A 20253-nucleotide genomic window follows, 5' to 3' on the forward strand; every position below is an offset into this window, starting at 1 on the left:
GCGCTTTTGCGGCGTGCCGTGAGGTTTCCCGCCGGGCAGGGTCACGGCCGGCGGAAAAGCGACTCCGCGGCGCTCTTGGTGGCGCCCTTCGCCTGGAGTTCGGCCTCCAGCCTTTCGATCTCGGCCTTGAGCAGCGCGATGCGCTCATCCAGCTCTCCGACGGAGAGGAGCGAAAGATCCTGTCCGATCTCGTGCTGCTTCGGCTTCTTCCGCGGCTCGTCGTCGAAAAGCGCCATGGTGTCCTCCGCTTTGCATGGTCGGCTGCAGAGAATACATAGGCGGATCACAAGTACCAACCAGTGGCAGCAACAGAGGGCGCCGTCAGGCGTGGAACAAGAAAATGGCCAAGGCTTCGAGCATTCCCGCCAAGATGACGGTCATTGCGATCCCCGAACCTGGCGGGCCGCGCGCCCTGAAGCCGGAGCAGCGCGACGTGCCGCGACCGGGCGAGGGGGAAATCCTGATCCGCGTGCGCGCCGCCGGCGTGAACCGGCCGGACGTTCAGCAGCGCAAAGGGCTCTATCCGCCGCCGCCCGGCGCCTCGGACCTGCCCGGGCTGGAGGTGGCCGGCGAGGTCGCCGCCGTCGGCGCGGGCGTGAAGCGCTGGCACGGCGGCGATCAGGTGACGGCGCTCACGCCGGGCGGCGGCTATGCCGAATATGTCGCGGTGCACGAGAGCAACGCGCTGCCGCTGCCGGCGGGCTACACGTTCACGGAAGCCGCGGCGCTACCGGAAAACTACTTCACCGTCTGGCACAACCTCTTCCAGCGTGGCGGGCTGAAGGCCGGCGAGACGGTGCTGGTGCATGGCGGCTCGTCCGGCATCGGCACGACGGCGATCCAACTGGCTTCGGCGTTCGGCGCGCATGTGGTCACGACGGCGGGCTCGGCGGAGAAATGCGCCGCCTGCGTGAAGCTCGGCGCGGAGCGGGCGGTGAACTACAAGGAGGAGGATTTCGTCGCGGCGGTGAAGAACGCGACCGACGGCAAGGGCGCCGACGTCATCCTCGACATGGTGGGCGGCGACTACGTCATGCGCAACTACCATGCGGCGGCGGTCGACGGGAGAATCGTGCAGATCGGGACGCAGGCAGGCGCGGTGGCGAGCGCCGATTTCGCCCGGCTGATGGTGAAGCGCCTCACCCATACCGGTTCGACGCTGAGGCCCCGCAGCGTCGAATTCAAGGGCGAGATCGCAGCCGCGCTCGAGGCGCAGGTCTGGCCGCTGCTCGCCACACGCAGGATCGCGCCGGTGATGGACATGATCTTCCCGCTGACGGAAGCCTGGCGCGCGCATGAGCGGATGGAGGAGGGAGAGCATATCGGCAAGATCATGCTCGATGTAGGGGAGTAGGGGAGCGCCGCTTCCTCTCCTAGGTCGGGAGCCGTCGCGGAAAGGCTGGTCTCCCCCGCATTAGGGGAGACCAGGGTCCGGAGGATCAGAACACCTTGTCGACGGGGAGGCCGAGCGCCATCGAGCCAGCATAGGTCGCCTGCGGTCCCTGCTGCAGCGGATGGAAGCGCGCCCCCTGGACATCGCGGAAGCGGCGCTCCAGACCTGCGGCGCGGTAGAAGCCGGCGCCGCCGGCAAGCTCCATCGCGAGCTCGACCGCCTCGATGGCGTGTTTCGCCACCAGAGCGCGGCTGATCATCGTCTCGTTGACTGAAGCGGCCGACGGCGCGTTCTTCTCTGTCGTTGCAACCATGTGGCGGTGGGCGAGCTGCGCGGCGCGCAGGCTGGTGTCCATGCGGCCGGCGAGGCTTACCGCGTACGGATTGGCAGGCTTCTTCTTCGCAAGCTCGATGGCGATGTCGCGGGCGCTTTCGGCGACGCCGAGATAGGCGGCGTAGATGAGCGGGAAGGCGATGATCGAAATGACCTGGAAGAGCGGATGCCATTCGCCGGCATTGCGCGCCAAGGCGACATTCGCCTCCGGGATGACTAGTCCATCGACGACGACGTCGTTGGAGCCGGTGCCGCGCATGCCGAGCGTACGCCAGGTGTCGACGATCGATACTTCGGGCGCTTTCATGGGGACGCCGAAATGCAGGACCTTGGCGGGCTCGCCGTCGAGGATGGCGCCGGTCATCAAGAGGTCGCCGGCTTCCGCGCCCGAGGTGAAGACCTTCCGCGCGGTGATCCTGTAGCCGCCGTCGACCTTCTCGGCTTTGCCGGAGCCGCCGATCCAGTCCGAGCCGCCGCTCGACAGCAGCACGATCTTTTCCGCCGCGATGCGCTTCAGGAGCGGCTCGACGGCGGTGGCCTTCTGGTGGCGCCAGCGCCAGGCGGGGATGGCGACCTGGTGCGTGTGCATGGAGAAGGCCAAGCCAGTCGAACCGCAGCTTCCGGCGATGATGCGGATCATGTCGCAGAGTTCGGCGATTTCGGCGCCACGTCCGCCGAGCTCGACCGGGACAGCGGCCTCCACGAGGCCGACCGCTTTCAGGGCATCGTAATTGTCGGCGACGAAACGGTCGCCTTCGTCGGCCTTTGCGGCGTTGGCCGCGAAGCCGGGTGCAAGCCGGGCGGCGATCTCGGCGACGGTTTCCGTGCCGTTATTTGCCGCGGACATCTTGAGTGCGTTGCTGGCAGTCATTTGTCTGCTCCCTTGTCGTTGAGGGTCGCGAAAATCGTATCGAGCCGGCCCGAGGTCCAGTTCCAGAACTGTACCGCGATGCTGCGGCCGACTTCCTACGGCTCAGCCATGTAGTCGTTGCCGGTAACGGCGATGCCGCTCCGGCGGCAAAAAATGGAAACCGGGGGGTTTCAAAGTGCAGGTGCGGGGAAGAGGGATGGTGACCTATGCCTGAGCGCAATGGCTATGGACAATTCTGTCCGGTTTCGATGGCGGCCGAGGTCTTCTGCTCGCGCTGGACGCCGCTTATCCTTCGCGAGCTGCTGGCCGGAACATCGCGCTTCAACGACCTCAGACGCGGTGTGCCGCGGATGTCGCCGGCACTGCTTTCCAAGCGATTGAAGGATCTGGAGAAGGCAGGGATCATCACGGTGGCGCGGGGCAAGGTAGGCGCTGTCGAGTACAGCCTGACGCCTGCCGGCCGGGATCTCAAGGATGTGGTGGTGGGGCTCGGCCTGTGGGGCTCGCGCTGGGTCGAATCGCAGTTGTCGCTGCGCAACCTCGACCCGACGCTGCTGATGTGGGACATGCGCCGCAGGCTCGTGCCGGAGCCGCTGCCGCCGCGCCGCTGCACGATACAGTTCCAGTATCCCGAGCTTGCATCGACCAAGCAGAATTACTGGCTGGTGGTAGACGGCGGCGTGGTGGACCTCTGCTACAGCGATCCCGGTTTCGAGGTGGACCTGCTGGTGCGCTCGCCGCTGCGAACCATGACCGCGGTGTGGATGGGGGTGGCGCGGCTGAGGCAGGAGCTCGATACCGGCGCGATCGAGGTCGATGGCGATCCGGCGCTCGCAGGCGCGATCCAGCAATGGCTGGGGCTGAGCCCGTTCGCGCGCGAGCAGGCAAAGGCCGCTGCCTAGAATCCCGTCTCGATGCGTTCGAAGATGACGTTGGTGAAGGCTGAAATCTGCGCTCCGATGAAGGGGCCGGTGAAGGCGACGACCAGCATGATCGCGACGATCTTCGGGACGAAGGTGAGCGTGATTTCCTGAATCTGCGTCAGCGCCTGGACGAGCGCGATGCCGACACCGACCAGCATGGCGGCCGCCACCGACGGGCCGGAGGCCATGAGAACCGTCCAGATCGCGTACTGGACGATGTCGAGCGCGTCGGCCTCATTCATCTTCTGTACCCTTGGCCATCCCAGGTCCGACGGATCAGGAAATCTTCACGCCCGGCCCCATGGTGATCTCCTTGCCGCCTTCGAGAACGGCGACGATGCCGTTGGAGATCAGCCGCACCTCCGCGACCTTGCCTGACGTCTCGCCATCGGCCGAGGTGACGGTCCGGCCGATGATTGCGTCCGCCTGAGCCAAGGTAGAGGATTGCAGCATCTGGTCGAGCTTGGTGTTCATCTGCACCGACTGCTCGACCTGGCTGAAGGCGGCGAGCTGGGCCATGTACTGGGTGGAGTCCATGGGGTTGGTCGGATCCTGGTTCTTCATCTGTGCGACGAGGAGCTTCAGGAAGGACTGGTAGTCGACCTGGGTCTTCGAGACGGCATCCGACTGGTTCGAATAGGTGGACGCGCCGGTTGCCGGAACGGTCATGCTCATCGTGCGGCTCCCGCTGTTGCACGGCGTTGCTCGGCCTGGCGCTCCCGGGAATGCCCGACCTCAGGCTGCGCCGACGGCGCATCGTCGTTTTCCCCGAGTGCCTTGCGCTCCAGCGGATAGAGGCCGCGGATCGCCTTCAGCGCTTCGTAGACATGGCCTTCGCCGACCATGCGGTCGATATGCTTCAGCGTGCCCGTGATCTCGGGATCGCTGAAGCTCGCGATCATCAGCGGCAGCGAGCGGCGGAACATCTCGTAGGCATCGCCGGCGCCGGTCGGGTTCATCAGCATGACCTGCAGGATGAAATAGAGCTGGCGCAGCGGCGTCGAGGCCTCGTCGATCTGCAGCACGTGGCTTTCGAGCAGGAACTGCACGTCGTTCAGCAGTTCGAGGGTGACCTTGCGGTCGACCTTGATGACGGCGCCGTTGAGATAGATCTTCTCGTTCGGCTTCAGCGAGATTTTCAGCGTGTTCTTCATTGGATCCCATCGCGGATGATCTGGGAGACCTCGATGAGGCCGTCGAAATTGTCGGAGCGGCCCTGGCGCACGTCCTCGGCCTCGCGCAGCAGCCAGAGCCCGATCGAGATAAGATTGGCGCGCAGCTCTTTCGGCAGTGCATTCTCGGGGCTGCCGAGGTCCTCGACAAGCGAGGTCCAGACTCGGTTGAGGAAGTGGAGCGCCTCGATCGCTTCCATCGACTGGGTGCCGACGGCGCGCGCGGCCACCAGAAGATCGATCGAGCGGGTGAGCAACTGGCGCTCGCGGTCCTTGGCGTCGGCCACCGAGTCGGTCTGGATGTCGGCGTAGGAAAATTGGTACATTTGTCGCCCGTGTTTGCCGCCTGTTAGCCCAAGAATCTCAGCAGGCTGATCTGCTGGATGCGCGCGGTCAGCGCGTAGGAAGTCTCGATATGCGCAAGCAGGTCCTTGACGCGGTTGGCCGCCTCGTAGGGATCGACGCCCTCCGTCTCGATGATGGAGCGCTCGAACAGGTCCGCCTGCATCTTCATGCGGTCGCTGGCGGCGGTGACGCGCTGCTCGACCACGCCGGTCTGCGACTGAAGCTCGCCGAGTGCGCCGAGCGCCTCGCCGACAAGGCTCACGGCGCGATTGACCAGCGCCTCCTTGCCGGCGACGCCGAGATTGCTGTCGAAGAGGTCGCTTATCGCGGCCGCGGCCATGGCGAGCTTCTGCAAGCTTTCATTGTTGGCGCTGACCGACGTCTCCGTGGTTTCGTTCAGCGCGATGCGGCTGACGATCTTCTGGTCGGTGGCGTTCGACCAATTGGCCTGCCAGCCGGCGCCGAGGAATTGCGGCTCGAGCGCCGCCGTCATGAAGCCGTCCATATCAGCGGTGGTTATGTTCGCAGCCTGCGGATCGTTCTGCGCGAAGCCGAAATGCGTCTGAAAGGCGGCGTCGAACGCCGTCTTGGCCGGCGAGCCCGCGGCAAAGCCCTCGAACGGCTTCACGTCGGTGTTGATGCCGGCGAAGATGTATTCCCCGTTGAACGAGGTGTTGAGGATCGACGTCAGCATGCCGAGCGCGGCACGGCCGCTGTCGCGGGTGACGGATGCCGTCGTGTCGCCGGAGACGCTGGCCGTCAGCACGCCCAGAAAATCCTGGGCGGCGCTGGTGATGTTGCCGAGTGCCTCCTGCGTCGCCTTGAGGCGCGCCGAGACGAGCCCGTTGGAATCGACGATGCCGTTCAGCCGCTCGAGGTCGCGGGCGAAAGTGACGGTCTGGGCGGTGCGGGCGCCAAGCGCCAGACCGGCGTCGAAGACCTTGCCGGTGTCCTGCTCCTTCAGCGCCTTCGCGAGGTCTCCCTGGGTGCGCATCGTCGAATAGCGCATCGCCTGCGACATAGAGAGCGAGGAGACGAAGGAGGCTTTCATCGGCTTACCTCACCGCGGCGAGAAGAGCGGCGAGCATTTCGTCTACGGCACGGAGCAGCCGCGCGGAAGCTTCGTAGGAATGTTCGAGGTCGAGCAGCAGCGACATTTCCATGTCGACGTTGACGCCGGTCTCGTTTGAAAGCGCCTCGGCGGTGCGCACGGCGAGCGCCTCCTTGGCATCGGCGGCGTTCGAGGCCTCCTTGCGCATGCCGTCGAACCAGCCGATCGAGGCGGTGGAATAATCGCTGAGGCTGGCGGAAGAAACGATGCCTGCGCCGGGGTCGAAGGCGATCGGCGCGTTCATGCGGTCGCCAAAGGAGATCAGCAGGCCGGAATATGACGCGTTGTTGCCGGTGTTGTGGACATAGCCGGCGCCGTTGGCGCCGCCATCGCGCAGCAGTTCGGGATTGCCGCCCTGGGCCGAATCGATCGCGGGGTTGAGCTTGATCTGGCCGGCGAGGCCGGTGACCAGCGTGCCGGCGGCGGGAACCGCCGGCGCACCGAGCCAGGTGAAGAGGCCGGCGGCGGCCGGAAGGGCATTGGTGGGCGAGGTTTCGGCGAAGGCGGTGATCAGCCCGCGCGCGATCTCGTCGAGCTGGCCCTGCATGGTGACGGTGACGCCGTCACGCAACTGGATCATGCCCGCGATGCGGCCGGATGCGCTGGTGTTGCCGCCGGACGCGAGATCGATCGGAACGCCGTCGACGAAGACCTTTCCGCCCGACGTGCCGGGGGAGTAGACGCCGGTCGGCGTGAAACTGACCTTGCGCGGCACCGTCTCGAAAAGCGTCGAGCCGTCCTTGGTCAGCACGACCATGTCGTTGTCGCTGCGGGTATAGGTGGAGATCGGCACGTATTCGGCGATCTTCTTCAGCGTCGCGTCGCGCTGGTCGAGCGCGTCGGAGATGTCGCGGCCGGCACGCGTGCCGGAGATGACCGCGTTGTTGGCCTTCTCCAGATCGGCGAGCAGGTTGTTCAGCTCTCCGACGGCGGTCGAAATCTCCTGGTCGGCGACGGCGCGGAAAGACTGGATCGCGCTGGTGCCGTCGTTCAGCGTGCGCACCACCTGGCGCGCGGCGTCGAGCGTGTTCTCGGCGAGATTGCGATTGGACGGCGAGGCCGAATAGAGCTGCAGCGCCTCCTGCAGCTTGCCGAGCGCGGTGGCCGGCGAGGTGGCGTTCTCGATGCCGTTGATCGAAAGGTTCAGCCGCTCCATGCCGTTGAAGAGCGTGCTCTGCCCGTTGAAGGCGGAGAGCGCCGTCAAGTTCTGGCGGAAGAGCTGCTCGTTGGCGGCGCGCTGGATCTCGATGGCGCGCGCGCCAGGCGTGTTGGTGAGGACGGCGGAGCGCCGGCTGTAGTCCGGGTTGTTAGCTTCCAGGACGTTGCGGGAAACGATGCTGGTCTGCCGGGCAGTGTTCCTGATCGACGATTGCGCGATGCTGAGGGCAGATGACAGCGACATGCTAGCTTTCAGAAGCCTTTAGGTTCCGTAACCCTGGCTACCTCTTGAGGTTGACGAGGATGTCCATCAGGTCGGCGCCGGTCTGGAACACCTTTGAGTTGGCGGTGTAGCTGCGCTGCGACTCGATCATGTTGGTGAGTTCCTCGGCGATATCGACGTTGGAGTTCTCCAGCGCGCCCGAGATCATGGCGCCGAGCCCTCCCGAACCGGGGAACCCCATCTGCAGATCGCCGGAGTCGGCGCTCGGCGTGTAGACGTTGCCGGGAAGCGAGTTCAGCCTGTCGGGGCTCTGAACATTGGCGAGCGGGATGCGATAGAGCTCGCGGAAGGAGCCGTTCTCGTACTGCGCGTACATGGTGCCGTCGGAGCCGATCTCGATGCTCTCGATGCCGGATGGCGCGTTGCCGTTAGCCTCGACCCTGAGCTCGGTATATTCCATGCCGAGCTGCGTCAGGCCCGAGATATCAAGATTGAAGGTGCCGCCATTGGGCACCGCGACGTTGACGCCGCCGGTCGGCGCGGTGAGCTTGCCGGTGGTGGCGTCGAAGGTCAGGCTGGCGGTGGTGAGCAGCGAGCCGGGCGCATAGGGGAAGGGTGCGCCGGGAGCCGCGCCCGCCTGATTGAAGACCGCGACCTCCCAGGTGTTCGGACCGGTCTTGGTGTAGTGGATGTCGAGCATCACCTCGGAGCCGAGATTGTCGTAGACGACGAGCGAGGTCTTCTGCGTGGGGGTAGCATTGGCGGCGTTCTGCGACGGGCGCTGCGCCAGCGGCACATCGTCGGCGCCGACCGGCAGGTTGGCGACGAAGAGGCCCTGTGTGGAAGGAACCGCGAGCAACTGGTTCTGCGCGATCGAGACCCGCTCGAGGCCGCCGAAACCGTTCGCCGTGGCGGCGGGCGGACCAGCGGCGAAGCTGTAGCCCATCAGGTAGAAGCCTGCGGCGTTGACCAGATTGCCCTGGCCGTCGGGGACGAAGGAGCCGGCGCGGGTGAGATAAGGGGTGCCGCTCGAATTCTGCACGACGAAGAAGCCGTCGCCGTTGATCGCGAGGTCGCTGCCGGAGCTGGTGTATCTGAGATCGCCCTGCTGCGAGATCGACGTGCGGATCGTGGTGGTGACGCCACCGGACGTGTAGTTGCCGGAGGTCGAGGGGATGATGAGCGAAGAGAACTCGGTGGAAGAGCGCTTGTAGCCGGTGGTTCCGGAATTGGCGATGTTGTCGGCGACGGTAGACAGGCGATTGGCCTGCGCGTTCATGCCGGACACGCCGGTCCGCATCATTCCATAAAGACTCATCGTGGCTTCTCCCCACCTTCACTTCACCAGGGGGACACATTAGGTCACTGGACTTGCGCGAAACTGGCGCTGCGACAGGCGGCCGACCTGGCCATCGGCGCAGCGACGACGAAGCCGCCTACGCCGCCCCGGTCACTCCCCTGGGCTTTGGATTCATCCGAAAACCGCCGGGTACTTTTCGATGCGCTGGCTAGCCGACGAGCCGGTAGCCGAGGAACCGCTTGGAATCGATCGGGTCGAAGCCAAGCTTTTCGCGCAGCTTCTTGCGCAACTTGGAGATGTGGCTTTCGACCACGTTCTCCTCGACCTCTTCATCGAAGATGCCGTAGATCGCGTTGAAGACCTGGGACTTGGTGACGCGGCGGCCGCGATTGGCCGCAAGATATTCAAGGATGCGGCGTTCGCGGCGCGGCAGTGGCAGCGGCTCGCCGTCGATCTCGGGCTCACGCCCGTCCATGAAGATGCGCATGGCGCCGATGTCGGTGTATTGCTGCTCCTCCTGCACGCGACGGCGGATCGCCGTGATGCGCGCCAGGATCTCGCGGATGTGGACCGGCTTGCGAATGACGTCGTCGACGCCGGACTCGAAGAGCATCAGCGTGTTCTCGAGCGAATGATGATCGCTGAGCGCGATGACCGGCGCGCCGGTTCGATCACGGATCTTCTTGGGCGACACCGCCGCCTTGTCGCAGTCGCCGATCAGGAACGCCCGGACCGACTTCAGGTCCTCGTCCGCCGCGCTCGAAACCCACTCGCCGAATGCGTTGGAACCGAACGATGCGGTCGCCACGCCCTCACGGTCAAAAAGTGAATTATATCCCTCTTGTACGAGCTCTCGCTCGTCTACGATCACTATCATCGGCCCGCCCTCCGAATCAGGTTTTTTCTCTGACGGGAAAGGCGTACCGTTTGTCGGGAATCCTGCCTAACCCACAATTCTTGTGCCCCTTTTTTGAGGGGTCAAAAAATCACGGGTCGGATGGCTGCCGGAGATGCCCGTCGTGCCTGGGGTGAGCAGCTAACTGGAGGGGCGGCTGGAATCCCGAACGTCTTCAGGTTGCAGGATGGAACAACGGGGATCGGACTGCCGCCCGGAGCAGCAGGTCAGATATAGAGGCCGTTGCCCTGCTGCTCGCGCGGCGCTGCGGGACCGTGCCACCCGCTGCGGCCTGAATTCCCGTCTTCTCCGGGCTGCCGGCCTCCCGATCCGCCATTGCCGTCACCGGTTGCGCCGAAGCCGGACTGTTCGGGTGCGCGGCCCTGTCCGGACGGCATCGATGCGCCGTTGTCCGGACGCCCGGCCGACGTCGTTGCAAGCGTCGGTTGCAGGACGGTGACGCGATCGACGTCGTAGCCGAGGTCGCGCAGCGACTTCACGATGGCGTCGCCGTCGCTCGACAGATGGCGGTAGGCGTCGTGAGTCTCGACCTGCAATTCGATCGACAGCTGCTCTCCTGCAAAACGCAGCGTGGCCGTCACCATGCCGAGCTCGGCGGGATGCAACTGGATCTTGAGCGAGCGAGCCGAAGCATGCGTCGCGGAAGCGTGAATCGCATCGAGCGCAGACGTCTTCCTGGCCGGTTCGAGGAGGTCGCTCGTCGCAATGGATTCGACCAGGACGAAAGCGGTCGAGGGCGGCGGTGCCGGGATCGACTGTTGCGCGACGATGGTGATGCGCGGGGCCGCTTTCGCGGGCTCGGCGGGGGGCTCCGACAAGGCGTCCTTCGCGCGTGTCCGGGCAGTGGGGGTTTGTTCCGCGGAGGCAGCTGCGGGACCAGCAGCCGGTTCGTAACGGACGGGTGCGGACGGCTCGCCGCGCGCCATGGACATGAAGACAGGCGCGGCGGAGTCCTGCTTCCGAACGGGCTCGGCGGGGACGGGTGGAGCGGCCCTGGTCTTCTCCGAAGCGGTCCAGTCGAGCAGCGCTGGCGTTTCCTCGCGTGCGGGGGCCGCATCGGGCAGGGGATCTGTTTCGGCTTGGCCCGTCACCATTGCCGAAGTGGGTGAGGCAGCGGGGATTGGCGGAAAGGCCGAGATCGCGGCGGGCTGCGTGGTCTCGGCCGCCTGGCGCGCCGCTGGTGGTCCGTCCAACTCGTCGCTTTCCTGACGGTGCTCGCCAGCCTTTCCTGCATGATGCTTGCCCACGGCATCGTCGTCAGCCGTCTTTTTCAAGCCGGGGTCTTTCGGCGAGGTTACGGTCTCCGGTTCCGCGGCGACCTCCTGCGAACGACCGGTTGCGGTCTCGAGTTTTTCCGCCAGCCGCTGCCATAGAGATTTTGCCTCGATGTCATGGAGGTCGGTCCTGGCGTTGCCCGAGTTGGGCTGCTTCGAAAGCTTACCGATGCCGAGCGCCTCGGCGAAATCCGCTTGGGGCATGCGGTTGCGGACGGGCTTGCCTTCGGCGCCGGTCTTCGGCGCCAGAACCGGCGGCAAGGACTGTTTCACTCCACTCGTCATTCCGGCCTGCCTTTCAGCAATCTGTCTATGTCAGCGAGTTTTGCCCGCGTATCGGCAACCATCGCCTCGGCCCGATCCACGGTCGTGTCGACGCTTTTGCCTGCATCGCGGCGCGCTGGGGCGGCAACCGGCACGGCTTGCGCCTGGGCGGGCTGCGCCGCGTCGTGTCCGGAGGTCCCAATGCGCGCTGCCGTGGCAACCGGTTCCGGCGCGACGGAACGAACCGCAGGCGCGGGCTCGGGCTTTTCTTGCGGGAGCGTCGACCCGGCCGGTGCGACACTCATTTCCCTAGCGACGGCGCTCGCGGCATCGAGAAGCTGGCGGTCGCTTTCCGACAGCCGGCTGCGGTCTATCTGGGAAAGCCGGTGCAGCACGTCCTCGACCGAGCCCGATGTCATCGACGACAGGCTGGAATAGAGTTTGGCGCGTGGATCGTCCTCGACGCTTTCGGCACGTGTGGCGGCGAAAGCCGCGAAATCGATCAGCCCGTCGATGGCGGCGCGTCGCGCGATGCGAAGGTAGATGACCTTCTCCTGCTCGGGTTCCATCAGGGCGGCGATGTCGGTCACGGCCTGGCGGTCGACGGTGGCGTTGAGCGCGACGACGCCGGCGACGAAGGCGTCGGCGAACTGGCTGGCATAGGGCGAGCGCAGATAGGCGCGGACATATTGCTCCGACAGCCGCAGGAAACGTTCGGCGTCGCCGAGCTTGGCCGCGACAGCGACCGAACGACGGAGCGCGGCCTCCTCGACAAGCGTGCCAGGAGCGAGAAGCCGAGCGCGGTCGAGCAGCGCCAGCGCCTGCGCGGGTTCGGTCTCGGTAAGGATGGAGCCCTTCACCAGGGCAAGGTACATGGCGATGTCTGCCGAGTAGGCCATCGGATCGACGGTGGCGAAAGCGTCGATTGCCTGCTTGGGCTTGCCGTTGACGTAGAAGAGGATGCTCTCGCCGAGCTTGCGGCTCGGATCGTCCCGACCGAGGCGGGCGAGCGCTGCCTCGACCGTGACCGGATTACCGCCGCTCATCGCATAGACCAGAAGCGCGCGCCGGTTGAGCTCGTTCTCGAAGCGCGATCCCTCCCTGGTCGCGAAGCGCGCGTCGATCATTTCAAGGAGCCTGCGCTGCATCGGCTGTGAGGCGTGGTCGCCGCCTGCGAGACGGTCCTGCACCCGCTCGAGCGAACGCACGATCTGGTAGGGCTGGAGGCCCACAGGCACGTCGTCGGCGACGGCGGGAAACGCCGCGCCGATCACCAGCAAGCCTGCGAGGCCGGACCTGATCATCCGCCGACGTCCAGCAGAATCTCGATGCGCCGGTTGGAGGCGGCGAGCGGATCGGCCTTGTCCTTGAGGCTGCGCGCCGCATGGCCGGCGACGGTGGTGATGCGGTTCTCGTCGAGGCCGCCGCGCACCAGCATGTAGTAGGCCGAGTGGGCGCGCGCGGTGGAGAGACGCCAGTTGTCATAGGTCTCGTTGCGGAACGGGCGCGCGTCGGTATGGCCGTCGATGGTGAGCGTGCCCTTCTGCCCGGCGAGGATCCTGCCGATCTTCTCCATGGCGAGGACGAGTTCGCGGCGCGGCACGGCGGAGCCGACCTCGAACATGCCGAAGTCGAACTGATCGGTGACGGAGATGGTGACGCCGTTTTCGCCGGCGACCACGGTCAGGCCTTCGGCGAGCTTGCTGTCCGGCCCGAGCGACTGCGCGAGTTGCTTGCGGATGGCGTCAGCGGCCTCGATGGCAGCCGGATCTGGTTTGCCCTGGACTGGCTCGGCCTTAGCCGTTTCCGCCGGCGCGGCCTTGGCGAGCGGCTCCAGCGGCGCACTATCGGCGGGGGCCTCGGCGTTCGGCGCGCTTCGTTTTTCGGGGTTTGCCGGCAGACCGGTTCCGGAAGGCTTTTCGCCTTCAGCCGTCTCGCCTCGGCTCACCACCTGCTGAGTCCAGAAATCGGGCGCGAAGGGATCGCGATAGGCTTCGCCGCCCTGCGCGCCGGTCGACGGCCCGGAAACCTGCGCGCCGCCGTCGCCTTGCGTGCTGACATTCTGCAGCATGCCGGTTTCCTCTGCGATCTCGGCAAGCACGGCATAGGGATTGGAGAAGAGATACTTGTCCGAATGGAGCCGGCTGCTGTCGTCAACGGTCTGCTCGGAGGTTTCCTTCGCCTCGCCGGCGCCCGCGCCTGCAGCGCTGGCCTGGTCGGCCTGCTCGACCGAGCGGCCAGCTGAATTCGGATTCTCGCCGAGGTCGCCCAAGCCCTTCTTCGACGAGTTGCGGTCGATCAGCTTGACGGGATTGAAATAGCTGGCGACCGCGGCCTTGGTCTGCTCGTTGGCGGCGTTGATGAGCCACATGACCAGGAAGAAGCACATCATGGCCGTCATGAAGTCGGCGAAGGCGATCTTCCAGACGCCGCCATGGTGACCCTCGTCGTGGTCGTGGTTGCGGCGGACGATGATGATCTCCTGCCGCGGCTCTTCGCCTGCCGATACATTCATTCGAGGATTTCCGAGAGGACCGCCGACCATTCGGACAGGCGCGTTTCGAACAGATTGCCGTCGATGCTGACGGAGAGGTCGAAGCCGGGCGCCTCGACGTAGCCGAAATTGCCGGCCTGGTCGCCGAGCGCTTTCCGCAGCGCCTCGTAGAGCGACTGCGGCCCGCGTATGTCGATGCGGAAGCTCTCGCGTTCCTCGACGGCAGCGCGGATCGAGCGCGCGAGACTTTCCATCGAGCGTTTCTGCAACTCCTCACTGAGGAAGGAGCCGAGGATGCGGGCGGCGGCGGTGGCAGCCTGATGGCCGATGCGGTCCTCCATCTCGCCGAGACGGAGCGCGATGGTCTCGCCTGCGGTCTCGCCGATGGCGCGGAAAATCTCGTCGACCTGGGCGGCGTGCTCCTGGCGCAGTGCATCGAGTTCCGCGGCGTGAGCGAGCGCCAGGCGTTCCTCCATCGCCGCCTCCGCCCTGGCTACCTCGGCGCGGACGATCTCCTCGACGCTCGGCTGCGGCGGCGCCGACGGTTCAACATAAGCCTGCGCCGAAAAAGCGGCCGCGGCCGCAGGAGGCCGCGGCCCGAAATCCTTGAGGACGTCGAATAGTGCGGGCGCCGTCACGCGGCCTCCTCCCGGTGCGCCCATTTGCGCAGGATTTGCGCGGTGCGTTCCTCATTGAGGTCGACCATGCGGGCGAGGCGGTCCTGCGGGGCCGGACGCAGCTTCTGACGCAGCTCGTCGAGCGGCGTCTGGCCTGGACGTCCGCTGGTGAGCGCGGCCTGTGCCTCAGCCGCGGCGTCCGGGCCGGGCAGCGAGCGCTGCACCTCGTCGAAGCTTGGGCCGGCGGCGATCGCCGGCGTGGCTGGCTTGCCGATGGCGGCGACCATCGGCCGGAGGCCGAAGAAGGCAACGAGGAAGACGACGACGATGAAGGCGGCGGCGTTGATCATCGTGCCGGCATGCCTGCCGACAGAGGCCATGATGCCGGGCGCCTCGATCGGCTCGCCGTCCAGGCCGTCGATGAATTCAACCGCAGAAACGTCGATCACGTCGCCGCGCGCTTCGCTGAGGCCGGTGGCCGACGAGACGAGCTTCTGGATCTCGGCGACACGCTCGGCGATCTTCTCGGGCGTAGCTTCTTCGCCGAGGATGGTGCTCAACCGCTCGCGGTTGACGACAACGGCGATCGACATCTTGGTCACCGTATAGCCGTTGCTGACGGTGGCGATGCGCTTCGAGTTCATCTCGTAGTTGGTAGTCTCCTCCTTGCGCTCGCTCTGCTCGGAGGATTGCGGGCCGTCGGTCGGCGTAAGGTCCGCCTCGGGCAGGTTCTGCTCGACGCTCGCCGGCGTGCCGGCCGCCTTCTGGCTGTTGTTCTCGTGGGCGCGGACGATCTGGACGGAACGCTCCACGCGCGATTCCGGATCGAAGATCGTCTCTTCGGTCTGGCGGGTGTCGGTGTTGACCTCCGCCTTTACGCTGGCGCGGAAATTGTCCGGTCCGAGATAGGGCGCGAGGGCGCGGCGGATATTGTCCTCGATCTGGGTCTCGACGGTGCGCTCGACGCCGAGCGAACGGCTGACGCTGGTGTTGTTCGGATCGTCGCCGGCGGCAAGCAGCGTGCCGGAGGAATCGAGCACGGTGACATCCTCGGCGTCGAGGCCCGGCACCGCAGCGGCGACCAGGTAGCGGATCGACGAGGCGGCACGCGCGGCGTCCATCCCGGAAGAGCGGATGACGACGGAGGCGGACGGCTTCTCCGCGTCGCGGCGGAAATTGGCGCGCTCCGACATGACGATGTGGACACGCGCGGCGCGGATGCCAGCGATCGACTGGATGGTGCGGGCGATCTCGCCCTCGAGCGCGCGCACGCGGGTGATCTGCTGCATGAAGGAGGTGAGGCCGAGCGAGCCGACATTGTCGAAGAGTTCGTAGCCGGCATTGGCGCTGGTCGGCAGGCCCTTCTCGGCAAGCAGCATGCGCGCCTGCGCGGTCTTGCCTGCCGGCACCATTACGGTGGTGCCGTCGGCGGCGACGTCGAAGCCGATGCCGCTCTCGCCGAGCACCAGGCCGATCTGGTTCACGTCGGATCGTTCGAGGCCGACATAGAGCGTCTCGTAGGCCGGACGGTTGAGGTAGACGGAAGCGACGCCGATGACGATGAGCACCAGGGCGACGACGCCACCCATGAGGGCCAGTCGGCGGGGACCGAAATCGCGCAGGTTCTGGACGACGGCGTTCAACTGTTCGGGCAACTATCCTGCTCCGCATCCTCTTTCGGGGCATCCGGCCGACCGAAACGCCGCACGATTCACGGGCCGATTCAGGGAGCTGATGCTTCGACCGGTCCAGGCTATGGTCCGAAGCTTGTGCGAGGATGAAACCGGACGCGATCCGGCCAAGAAAATGCGGTTATGCAATCGCCGAAAAGAGCAGTCCAAACAAAAGGCTAGGGCCTGGTCCGCTCCCTTGCGGGAAGCGGACCAGGCCCTTCTCAAGCTTACCGGTGTGACGAATGGCCGGAGCTTAATTCAGTGCCGCTCCGGAGCCTAACGCTGGAAGAGGGAGAGGATCGACTGCGCGTTGCCGTTGGCGATCTGCAGCGACTGGATGCCAAGCTGCTGCTGCACCTGCAGGGCCTGCAGACGGGTCGATTCCTTGTTCATGTCGGCGTCGACGAGCTGGCCGACGCCGCGGTCGATCGAGTCCATCAGGCTGGTGGTGAATTCCTTCTGGAGGTCGATCTGCTTCTTGGCCGCGCCGAGCATGGTGGCTGCGTCGGCGATCTCGGCGAGCGTCTGGTCGGCGACGGCGATCATCTGGGTGATCTGGGCATCGGTGAAGCCGACGACGGTGAGCGTCGACACCGCATAGCCGTCAGTCGCAGCGATGGTGCCGGCGACGCCGGCGGTCGCTGTGTCCTCACGCGCGCCGGAGGTGGCGAGCCGCAGGCCCTCGACGATGCCGCGCGTCTCGGCCGTGGTCGCAGCCGAATCGTAGAGCTTGATCGACTGCACGTTGATCTTGATCTTCGACAGCACGACGTTGCCGGCGGCGTCGCGGGTAAAGGAAGAGACGATCTCGGCGTCGGCATGGGTACCGGCAGCCGGGTTGCCGGCGGCGACGGTGGAAGCGACCGAGAGCCAGTTGGTGCCGGAGAAGCTCGCCGAATCAGCGAAGCTCTTCAGCTGCGCCTGGAGGGCGGCGATCTCCGACTGGATCTTGTCCTTGTTGTCGGCGCTGGCGCCGACAGAAGCGACCAGCTTGACCTTGATCTCGTCCACACGCTCCATGACCTTGTTCATGGCGGTGTAGGCGGTGTCGACCTTGGATGCACCGAGGCCCAGCGCGTCCTGGACGACCGAGAGAGCCTTGTTGTCGGACCGCATCGTGGTGGCGATCGACCAATAAGCGGCGTTGTCCTTCGCTTCGGAAACCCGATAGCCGGTGGAAATCCGGTTCTGCGTGGTCTCCAGCGCCTTGTTGGTCGCGCTGAGACTCTGAAGCGCCGTCATCGCCGAAGCGTTCGTCATGATGCTTGACACGATTACTCACCCCTTCTTCGAAGCCCGCCCGGCCCGTGAGCCGGCTCAATCGCCTGAAGGTGGCATCCATGTCGGTCGCGGCCTCATGCCGCCGGTCCACCATGGTCAACCCGCCATAAGCGATGGTTAACCATGACTACATGCATATGGTTAACAGCGAATTAAGCGGATGAACGTGCCGTGGCGGCAGGGGAGACATGCGGAGCGGCGCAGCAGAGTGCGGGAAAGCGGCCTGCGACGCATGTGCGGCAGGGCCGAAACATAGGCTGCCTGATGCGAAAACGGGCCGCGCTTGGCGCGGCCCGTTCCGGCGAAATCCCCAGTTTCGCAGTTTAGCCTGAGACGGCTCTCCCCCCAAGCGTCGGCTTGCCCCCAAGCCGACGCCATTTCTGTCCGCGTTTAGCGGAAGAGCGAGAGGATCGACTGCGAGTTGCCGTTGGCGATCGACAGCGCCTGGATGCCGAGCTGCTGCTGGACCTGCAGGGCCTGGAGACGGGTCGATTCCTTGTTCATGTCGGCATCGACGAGCTGGCCGACGCCGCGCTCGATGGAGTCCATCAGGCTGGTGGTGAAGGTCTTCTGCAGGTCGATGCGGCTCTTGGCGGCGCCGAGATTGGTGGCGGCGTTGGTCATCTCTTTGAGCGCTGCCTCGACGACGGCGATCTGCTTGGTAATCTGCGCGTCCGAGAAGCCCTTAACAGACATGCTCGACACGGTGTAGGTGTCGCCAGCGGCGTCGGTGCCGGCGACAACAGTCGCGCCAGCGGCGATACGGGCGCCGGTGGTGCCGAGGCGATGCGCGTCGAGGATACCGTCCGTCAGGCCGGTCGCCGCCGAAGCGTTGTCGTACAGCTTGATGTCCTGGACCTTGACGTCGATGGTGCCGAGCGAGACGCTGCCCGCGGCGTTACGGTTGAACGAGGCAACGATCTTGACGTCGTCGAAGGTGCCGGCAGCGGCGTGGCCGGAGGTCGTGTCGACCGACAGCCAGTTGGCACCAGAGAAGGTGGCGGCGTCGGCGTAGCTCTTCAGCTGGCCCTGGAGCGCCTTGATCTCGACGTCGATCTTTTCCTTGTCGGCAGCGCTGGCGCCGTTGGCGGCGACGAGCTTGACCTTGATCTCGTTGACCGTGTCGATCGCCTTCTGCATGCCGGTGTAGGCGGTGTCGACCTTGGAGGCGCCGAGGCCGAGCGAATCCTGGACGGTGGAAAGAGCCTTGTGGTCCGAGCGCATCGTCGTGGCGATCGACCAGTAGGCGGCGTTATCGGATGCCTCAGCGACGCGATAGCCGGTGGAGATGCGCGACTGCGTGACAGCGAGCGACTTGTTGGTGGCGTTCAAAGTCTGGAGAGCCGTCAACGCCGAAGCGTTGGTCATGATGCTGGCCATGATACCCGTACCTTTTACAAGATTTTTTTTGCATACCGGCCCGACCGGTATGACGGTGCGGCATCATGCCAATGATCGCGTCCCCCGAGATCAACCCGCCATATGTGGACACTATCGCAGGCAGTCCCTGCGAATTGGATAAGCAGTGTGGTTAACGGATTATTTTTGCTGGTTTTTTGGAGTTGGCGCAGGTGAAAGGCGAGGAGGAACATTCAACGCAAAAGGGCCGCGCTGAAGCGCGGCCCTTTCCAGTCTGGAAGTAAATGTCGAGCCGGCGATCAGCCGCGGAAGAGCGAGAGGATCGACTGCGAGTTGCCGTTGGCGATCGACAGCGCCTGGATGCCGAGCTGCTGCTGGACCTGCAGGGCCTGGAGACGGGTCGATTCCTTGTTCATGTCGGCATCGACGAGCTGGCCGACGCCGCGCTCGATGGAGTCCATCAGGCTGGTGGTGAAGGTCTTCTGCAGATCGATGCGGTTCTTGGCCGCGCCAAGGTTGGTGGCGGCGTTGGTCATGTCCTTCAGCGCGCCTTCCACCTTGGCGATCATGCTGGTGATGAAGCCGTCCGTCACGCCGCTCGCGGTGATGTCGAGGTTGTGGACGGAAATGCCGGCGATCGACGTCGCGGTGTTGTCAGCCGTTCCGGCGGCGGTCGCCGCAGCGGTATGCGCAGCGGTGTCGGTACCGCCACCAGCCACGGTCGTGGCGTAGGTGGTGTCGTAAGCCGCCTGGGCCGCCGTCGAGCTCCAGATCGAGGTCGTACGGTCGAGAATGCCGTCGTTCTTGACTGCGGCGGCAGCGCCATTGTCGAAAAGCTTGATGCCTTCGATCTTGACGTCGATCGTGCCGAGCGAGACCGAACCTGAAGCCGACCGGTTGAAGGAAGCGACGATCTTGATGTCCTGCTGGACCGCGTCGGCGGTGCCGGCGGCCGCGCCGGCCGCGGTCTTGTCGGAGGTGACCGAGAGGAAGTTGGCGCCGGAGAAGGTGGCGGCGTCGGCGTAGCTCTTCAGCTGGCCCTGCAGCGCCTTGATCTCGACCTGGATCTTGGCCTTGTCGGCCGCGCTGGCGCCGTTGGCGGCCACGAGCTTGACCTTGATGTCGTTGACGATGTCGATCGCCTTGTTCATGCCGGTATAGGCGGTGTCGACCTTGGAGGCGCCGAGGCCGAGTGAATCCTGGACGGTCGAGAGCGCCTTGTGGTCCGAACGCATGGTCGTTGCGATCGACCAGTAGGCGGCGTTGTCGGATGCCTCGGCGACGCGGTAGCCCGTCGAGATGCGCGCCTGCGTGACGGCAAGTGTCTTGTTGGTGGCGTTCAAAGTCTGGAGAGCCGTCAACGCCGAAGCGTTGGTCATGATGCTGGCCATGGTACCCGTACCCTAAATTCTACAGGAAAATTGCATACCGGCCCAACCGGTATGACGGTACGGCATCATGCCAATGATCGCGTCCCCGGGATCACCCGCCATAGTCGCGCCGGACTATGGGGGCGGAAGCCTGCGAAAAGCATAACCGATATGGT

Annotated in this window: 20 protein-coding genes; 2 read left to right on the plus strand and 18 right to left on the minus strand. The window is 65.3% G+C overall.

Annotated features, from left to right (window positions below; all coding sequences use genetic code 11):
- Window positions 1-41: 41 nt before the first annotated feature.
- Entirely contained in the window at window positions 42-236 is a 195-nt protein-coding gene (locus D8676_RS10580) for a DUF1192 domain-containing protein (protein WP_121580830.1), read from the minus strand.
- Between the two features lie 104 nt (window positions 237-340).
- Between D8676_RS10580 and D8676_RS10585 the strand changes: the two genes are divergently transcribed.
- Window positions 341-1354 (plus strand): NAD(P)H-quinone oxidoreductase, encoded by a 1014-nt coding sequence (locus tag D8676_RS10585; protein WP_121580831.1) that lies wholly within the window; start codon window positions 341-343, stop codon window positions 1352-1354.
- Between the two features lie 85 nt (window positions 1355-1439).
- On the opposite strand, the gene D8676_RS10590 is transcribed toward D8676_RS10585, so the two are convergent.
- On the minus strand, window positions 1440-2597 hold the full coding sequence (locus tag D8676_RS10590) for an acyl-CoA dehydrogenase family protein (RefSeq protein WP_245426716.1): 1158 nt from the start codon (window positions 2595-2597) through the stop codon (window positions 1440-1442).
- A 206-nt stretch (window positions 2598-2803) separates the two neighbouring features.
- Between D8676_RS10590 and D8676_RS10595 the strand changes: the two genes are divergently transcribed.
- Entirely contained in the window at window positions 2804-3499 is a 696-nt protein-coding gene (locus D8676_RS10595) for a helix-turn-helix domain-containing protein (protein ID WP_121580832.1), read from the plus strand.
- On the opposite strand, the gene fliQ is transcribed toward D8676_RS10595, so the two are convergent.
- The 16 genes from fliQ to D8676_RS10675 form a co-directional block, all read right to left on the minus strand.
- Window positions 3496-3762 (minus strand): flagellar biosynthesis protein FliQ, encoded by a 267-nt coding sequence (fliQ, locus tag D8676_RS10600; protein WP_121580833.1) that lies wholly within the window; start codon window positions 3760-3762, stop codon window positions 3496-3498. The two genes, D8676_RS10595 and fliQ, sit on opposite strands and share 4 nt — an antisense overlap.
- Before the next feature lie 34 nt (window positions 3763-3796).
- Window positions 3797-4195 (minus strand): flagellar hook assembly protein FlgD, encoded by a 399-nt coding sequence (flgD, locus tag D8676_RS10605; RefSeq protein ID WP_121580834.1) that lies wholly within the window; start codon window positions 4193-4195, stop codon window positions 3797-3799.
- Window positions 4192-4674: a flagellar biosynthesis repressor FlbT gene (flbT, locus tag D8676_RS10610; RefSeq protein ID WP_121580835.1), complete on the minus strand. Its 483-nt coding sequence runs from the start codon at window positions 4672-4674 to the stop codon at window positions 4192-4194. Before flbT ends, flgD begins: the two co-directional genes overlap by 4 nt.
- The gene (gene flaF, locus D8676_RS10615) at window positions 4671-5018 is read right to left on the minus strand and encodes a flagellar biosynthesis regulator FlaF (protein WP_121580836.1); all 348 of its coding nucleotides are present in this window, start codon (window positions 5016-5018) and stop codon (window positions 4671-4673) included. Before flaF ends, flbT begins: the two co-directional genes overlap by 4 nt.
- Window positions 5019-5041: 23 nt before the next feature.
- The gene (locus D8676_RS10620; RefSeq protein ID WP_121580837.1) at window positions 5042-6088 is read right to left on the minus strand and encodes a flagellar hook-associated family protein; all 1047 of its coding nucleotides are present in this window, start codon (window positions 6086-6088) and stop codon (window positions 5042-5044) included.
- A 4-nt stretch (window positions 6089-6092) separates the two neighbouring features.
- On the minus strand, window positions 6093-7550 hold the full coding sequence (gene flgK / locus D8676_RS10625; protein WP_121580838.1) for a flagellar hook-associated protein FlgK: 1458 nt from the start codon (window positions 7548-7550) through the stop codon (window positions 6093-6095).
- A 37-nt stretch (window positions 7551-7587) separates the two neighbouring features.
- On the minus strand, window positions 7588-8847 hold the full coding sequence (locus D8676_RS10630) for a flagellar hook protein FlgE (RefSeq protein WP_121580839.1): 1260 nt from the start codon (window positions 8845-8847) through the stop codon (window positions 7588-7590).
- A 190-nt stretch (window positions 8848-9037) separates the two neighbouring features.
- Window positions 9038-9706, minus strand: coding sequence for a response regulator transcription factor (locus D8676_RS10635; RefSeq protein ID WP_121580840.1), 669 nt, complete (start codon window positions 9704-9706; stop codon window positions 9038-9040).
- A 245-nt stretch (window positions 9707-9951) separates the two neighbouring features.
- Complete coding sequence (locus tag D8676_RS10640) at window positions 9952-11292, minus strand: flagellar hook-length control protein FliK (protein WP_183097054.1); 1341 nt, start codon at window positions 11290-11292, stop codon at window positions 9952-9954.
- Between the two features lie 8 nt (window positions 11293-11300).
- Window positions 11301-12587, minus strand: a complete 1287-nt coding sequence (locus D8676_RS10645) for a chemotaxis protein MotC (protein WP_121580842.1) — start codon at window positions 12585-12587, stop codon at window positions 11301-11303.
- Complete coding sequence (locus tag D8676_RS10650; protein WP_121580843.1) at window positions 12584-13798, minus strand: MotB family protein; 1215 nt, start codon at window positions 13796-13798, stop codon at window positions 12584-12586. Before D8676_RS10650 ends, D8676_RS10645 begins: the two co-directional genes overlap by 4 nt.
- The gene (locus D8676_RS10655; RefSeq protein WP_121580844.1) at window positions 13795-14415 is read right to left on the minus strand and encodes a hypothetical protein; all 621 of its coding nucleotides are present in this window, start codon (window positions 14413-14415) and stop codon (window positions 13795-13797) included. Before D8676_RS10655 ends, D8676_RS10650 begins: the two co-directional genes overlap by 4 nt.
- Complete coding sequence (gene fliF, locus D8676_RS10660; RefSeq protein ID WP_121580845.1) at window positions 14412-16049, minus strand: flagellar basal-body MS-ring/collar protein FliF; 1638 nt, start codon at window positions 16047-16049, stop codon at window positions 14412-14414. The genes D8676_RS10655 and fliF overlap by 4 nt, the downstream gene beginning before the upstream one ends.
- A gap of 294 nt (window positions 16050-16343) precedes the next feature.
- Entirely contained in the window at window positions 16344-17339 is a 996-nt protein-coding gene (locus D8676_RS10665) for a flagellin (RefSeq protein WP_121580846.1), read from the minus strand.
- Window positions 17340-17738: 399 nt separating this feature from the next.
- A complete protein-coding gene (locus D8676_RS10670) occupies window positions 17739-18728 on the minus strand; it encodes a flagellin (RefSeq protein ID WP_121580847.1) in 990 nt (329 codons plus the stop codon).
- A 278-nt stretch (window positions 18729-19006) separates the two neighbouring features.
- Window positions 19007-20098 carry a flagellin gene (locus tag D8676_RS10675; protein WP_121580848.1) on the minus strand — a complete coding sequence of 364 codons (1092 nt, stop codon included), beginning with the start codon at window positions 20096-20098 and terminating at the stop codon, window positions 19007-19009.
- Window positions 20099-20253: the final 155 nt, after the last annotated feature.

It is taken from the genome of Mesorhizobium sp. YM1C-6-2 (assembly GCF_003666685.1).
In the GTDB taxonomy this organism is placed as follows: Bacteria; Pseudomonadota; Alphaproteobacteria; order Rhizobiales; family Rhizobiaceae; genus Mesorhizobium_K.

Bases quoted from the DNA above. Each gene is read 5' to 3' on its own strand.
- D8676_RS10620 (WP_121580837.1), bottom strand. From the start codon at position 6,088: ATGAAAGCCTCCTTCGTCTCCTCGCTCTCTATGTCGCAGGCGATGCGC.
- fliQ (WP_121580833.1), bottom strand. From the start codon at position 3,762: ATGAATGAGGCCGACGCGCTCGACATCGTCCAGTACGCGATCTGGACG.
- D8676_RS10595 (WP_121580832.1), top strand. From the start codon at position 2,804: ATGCCTGAGCGCAATGGCTATGGACAATTCTGTCCGGTTTCGATGGCG.
- flgD (WP_121580834.1), bottom strand. From the start codon at position 4,195: ATGAGCATGACCGTTCCGGCAACCGGCGCGTCCACCTATTCGAACCAG.
- D8676_RS10630 (WP_121580839.1), bottom strand. From the start codon at position 8,847: ATGAGTCTTTATGGAATGATGCGGACCGGCGTGTCCGGCATGAACGCG.
- D8676_RS10650 (WP_121580843.1), bottom strand. From the start codon at position 13,798: ATGAATGTATCGGCAGGCGAAGAGCCGCGGCAGGAGATCATCATCGTC.
- D8676_RS10635 (WP_121580840.1), bottom strand. From the start codon at position 9,706: ATGATAGTGATCGTAGACGAGCGAGAGCTCGTACAAGAGGGATATAAT.
- D8676_RS10585 (WP_121580831.1), top strand. From the start codon at position 341: ATGGCCAAGGCTTCGAGCATTCCCGCCAAGATGACGGTCATTGCGATC.
- flgK (WP_121580838.1), bottom strand. From the start codon at position 7,550: ATGTCGCTGTCATCTGCCCTCAGCATCGCGCAATCGTCGATCAGGAAC.
- flbT (WP_121580835.1), bottom strand. From the start codon at position 4,674: ATGAAGAACACGCTGAAAATCTCGCTGAAGCCGAACGAGAAGATCTAT.
- D8676_RS10645 (WP_121580842.1), bottom strand. From the start codon at position 12,587: ATGATCAGGTCCGGCCTCGCAGGCTTGCTGGTGATCGGCGCGGCGTTT.
- D8676_RS10590 (WP_245426716.1), bottom strand. From the start codon at position 2,597: ATGACTGCCAGCAACGCACTCAAGATGTCCGCGGCAAATAACGGCACG.
- D8676_RS10675 (WP_121580848.1), bottom strand. From the start codon at position 20,098: ATGGCCAGCATCATGACCAACGCTTCGGCGTTGACGGCTCTCCAGACT.
- D8676_RS10670 (WP_121580847.1), bottom strand. From the start codon at position 18,728: ATGGCCAGCATCATGACCAACGCTTCGGCGTTGACGGCTCTCCAGACT.
- D8676_RS10580 (WP_121580830.1), bottom strand. From the start codon at position 236: ATGGCGCTTTTCGACGACGAGCCGCGGAAGAAGCCGAAGCAGCACGAG.
- flaF (WP_121580836.1), bottom strand. From the start codon at position 5,018: ATGTACCAATTTTCCTACGCCGACATCCAGACCGACTCGGTGGCCGAC.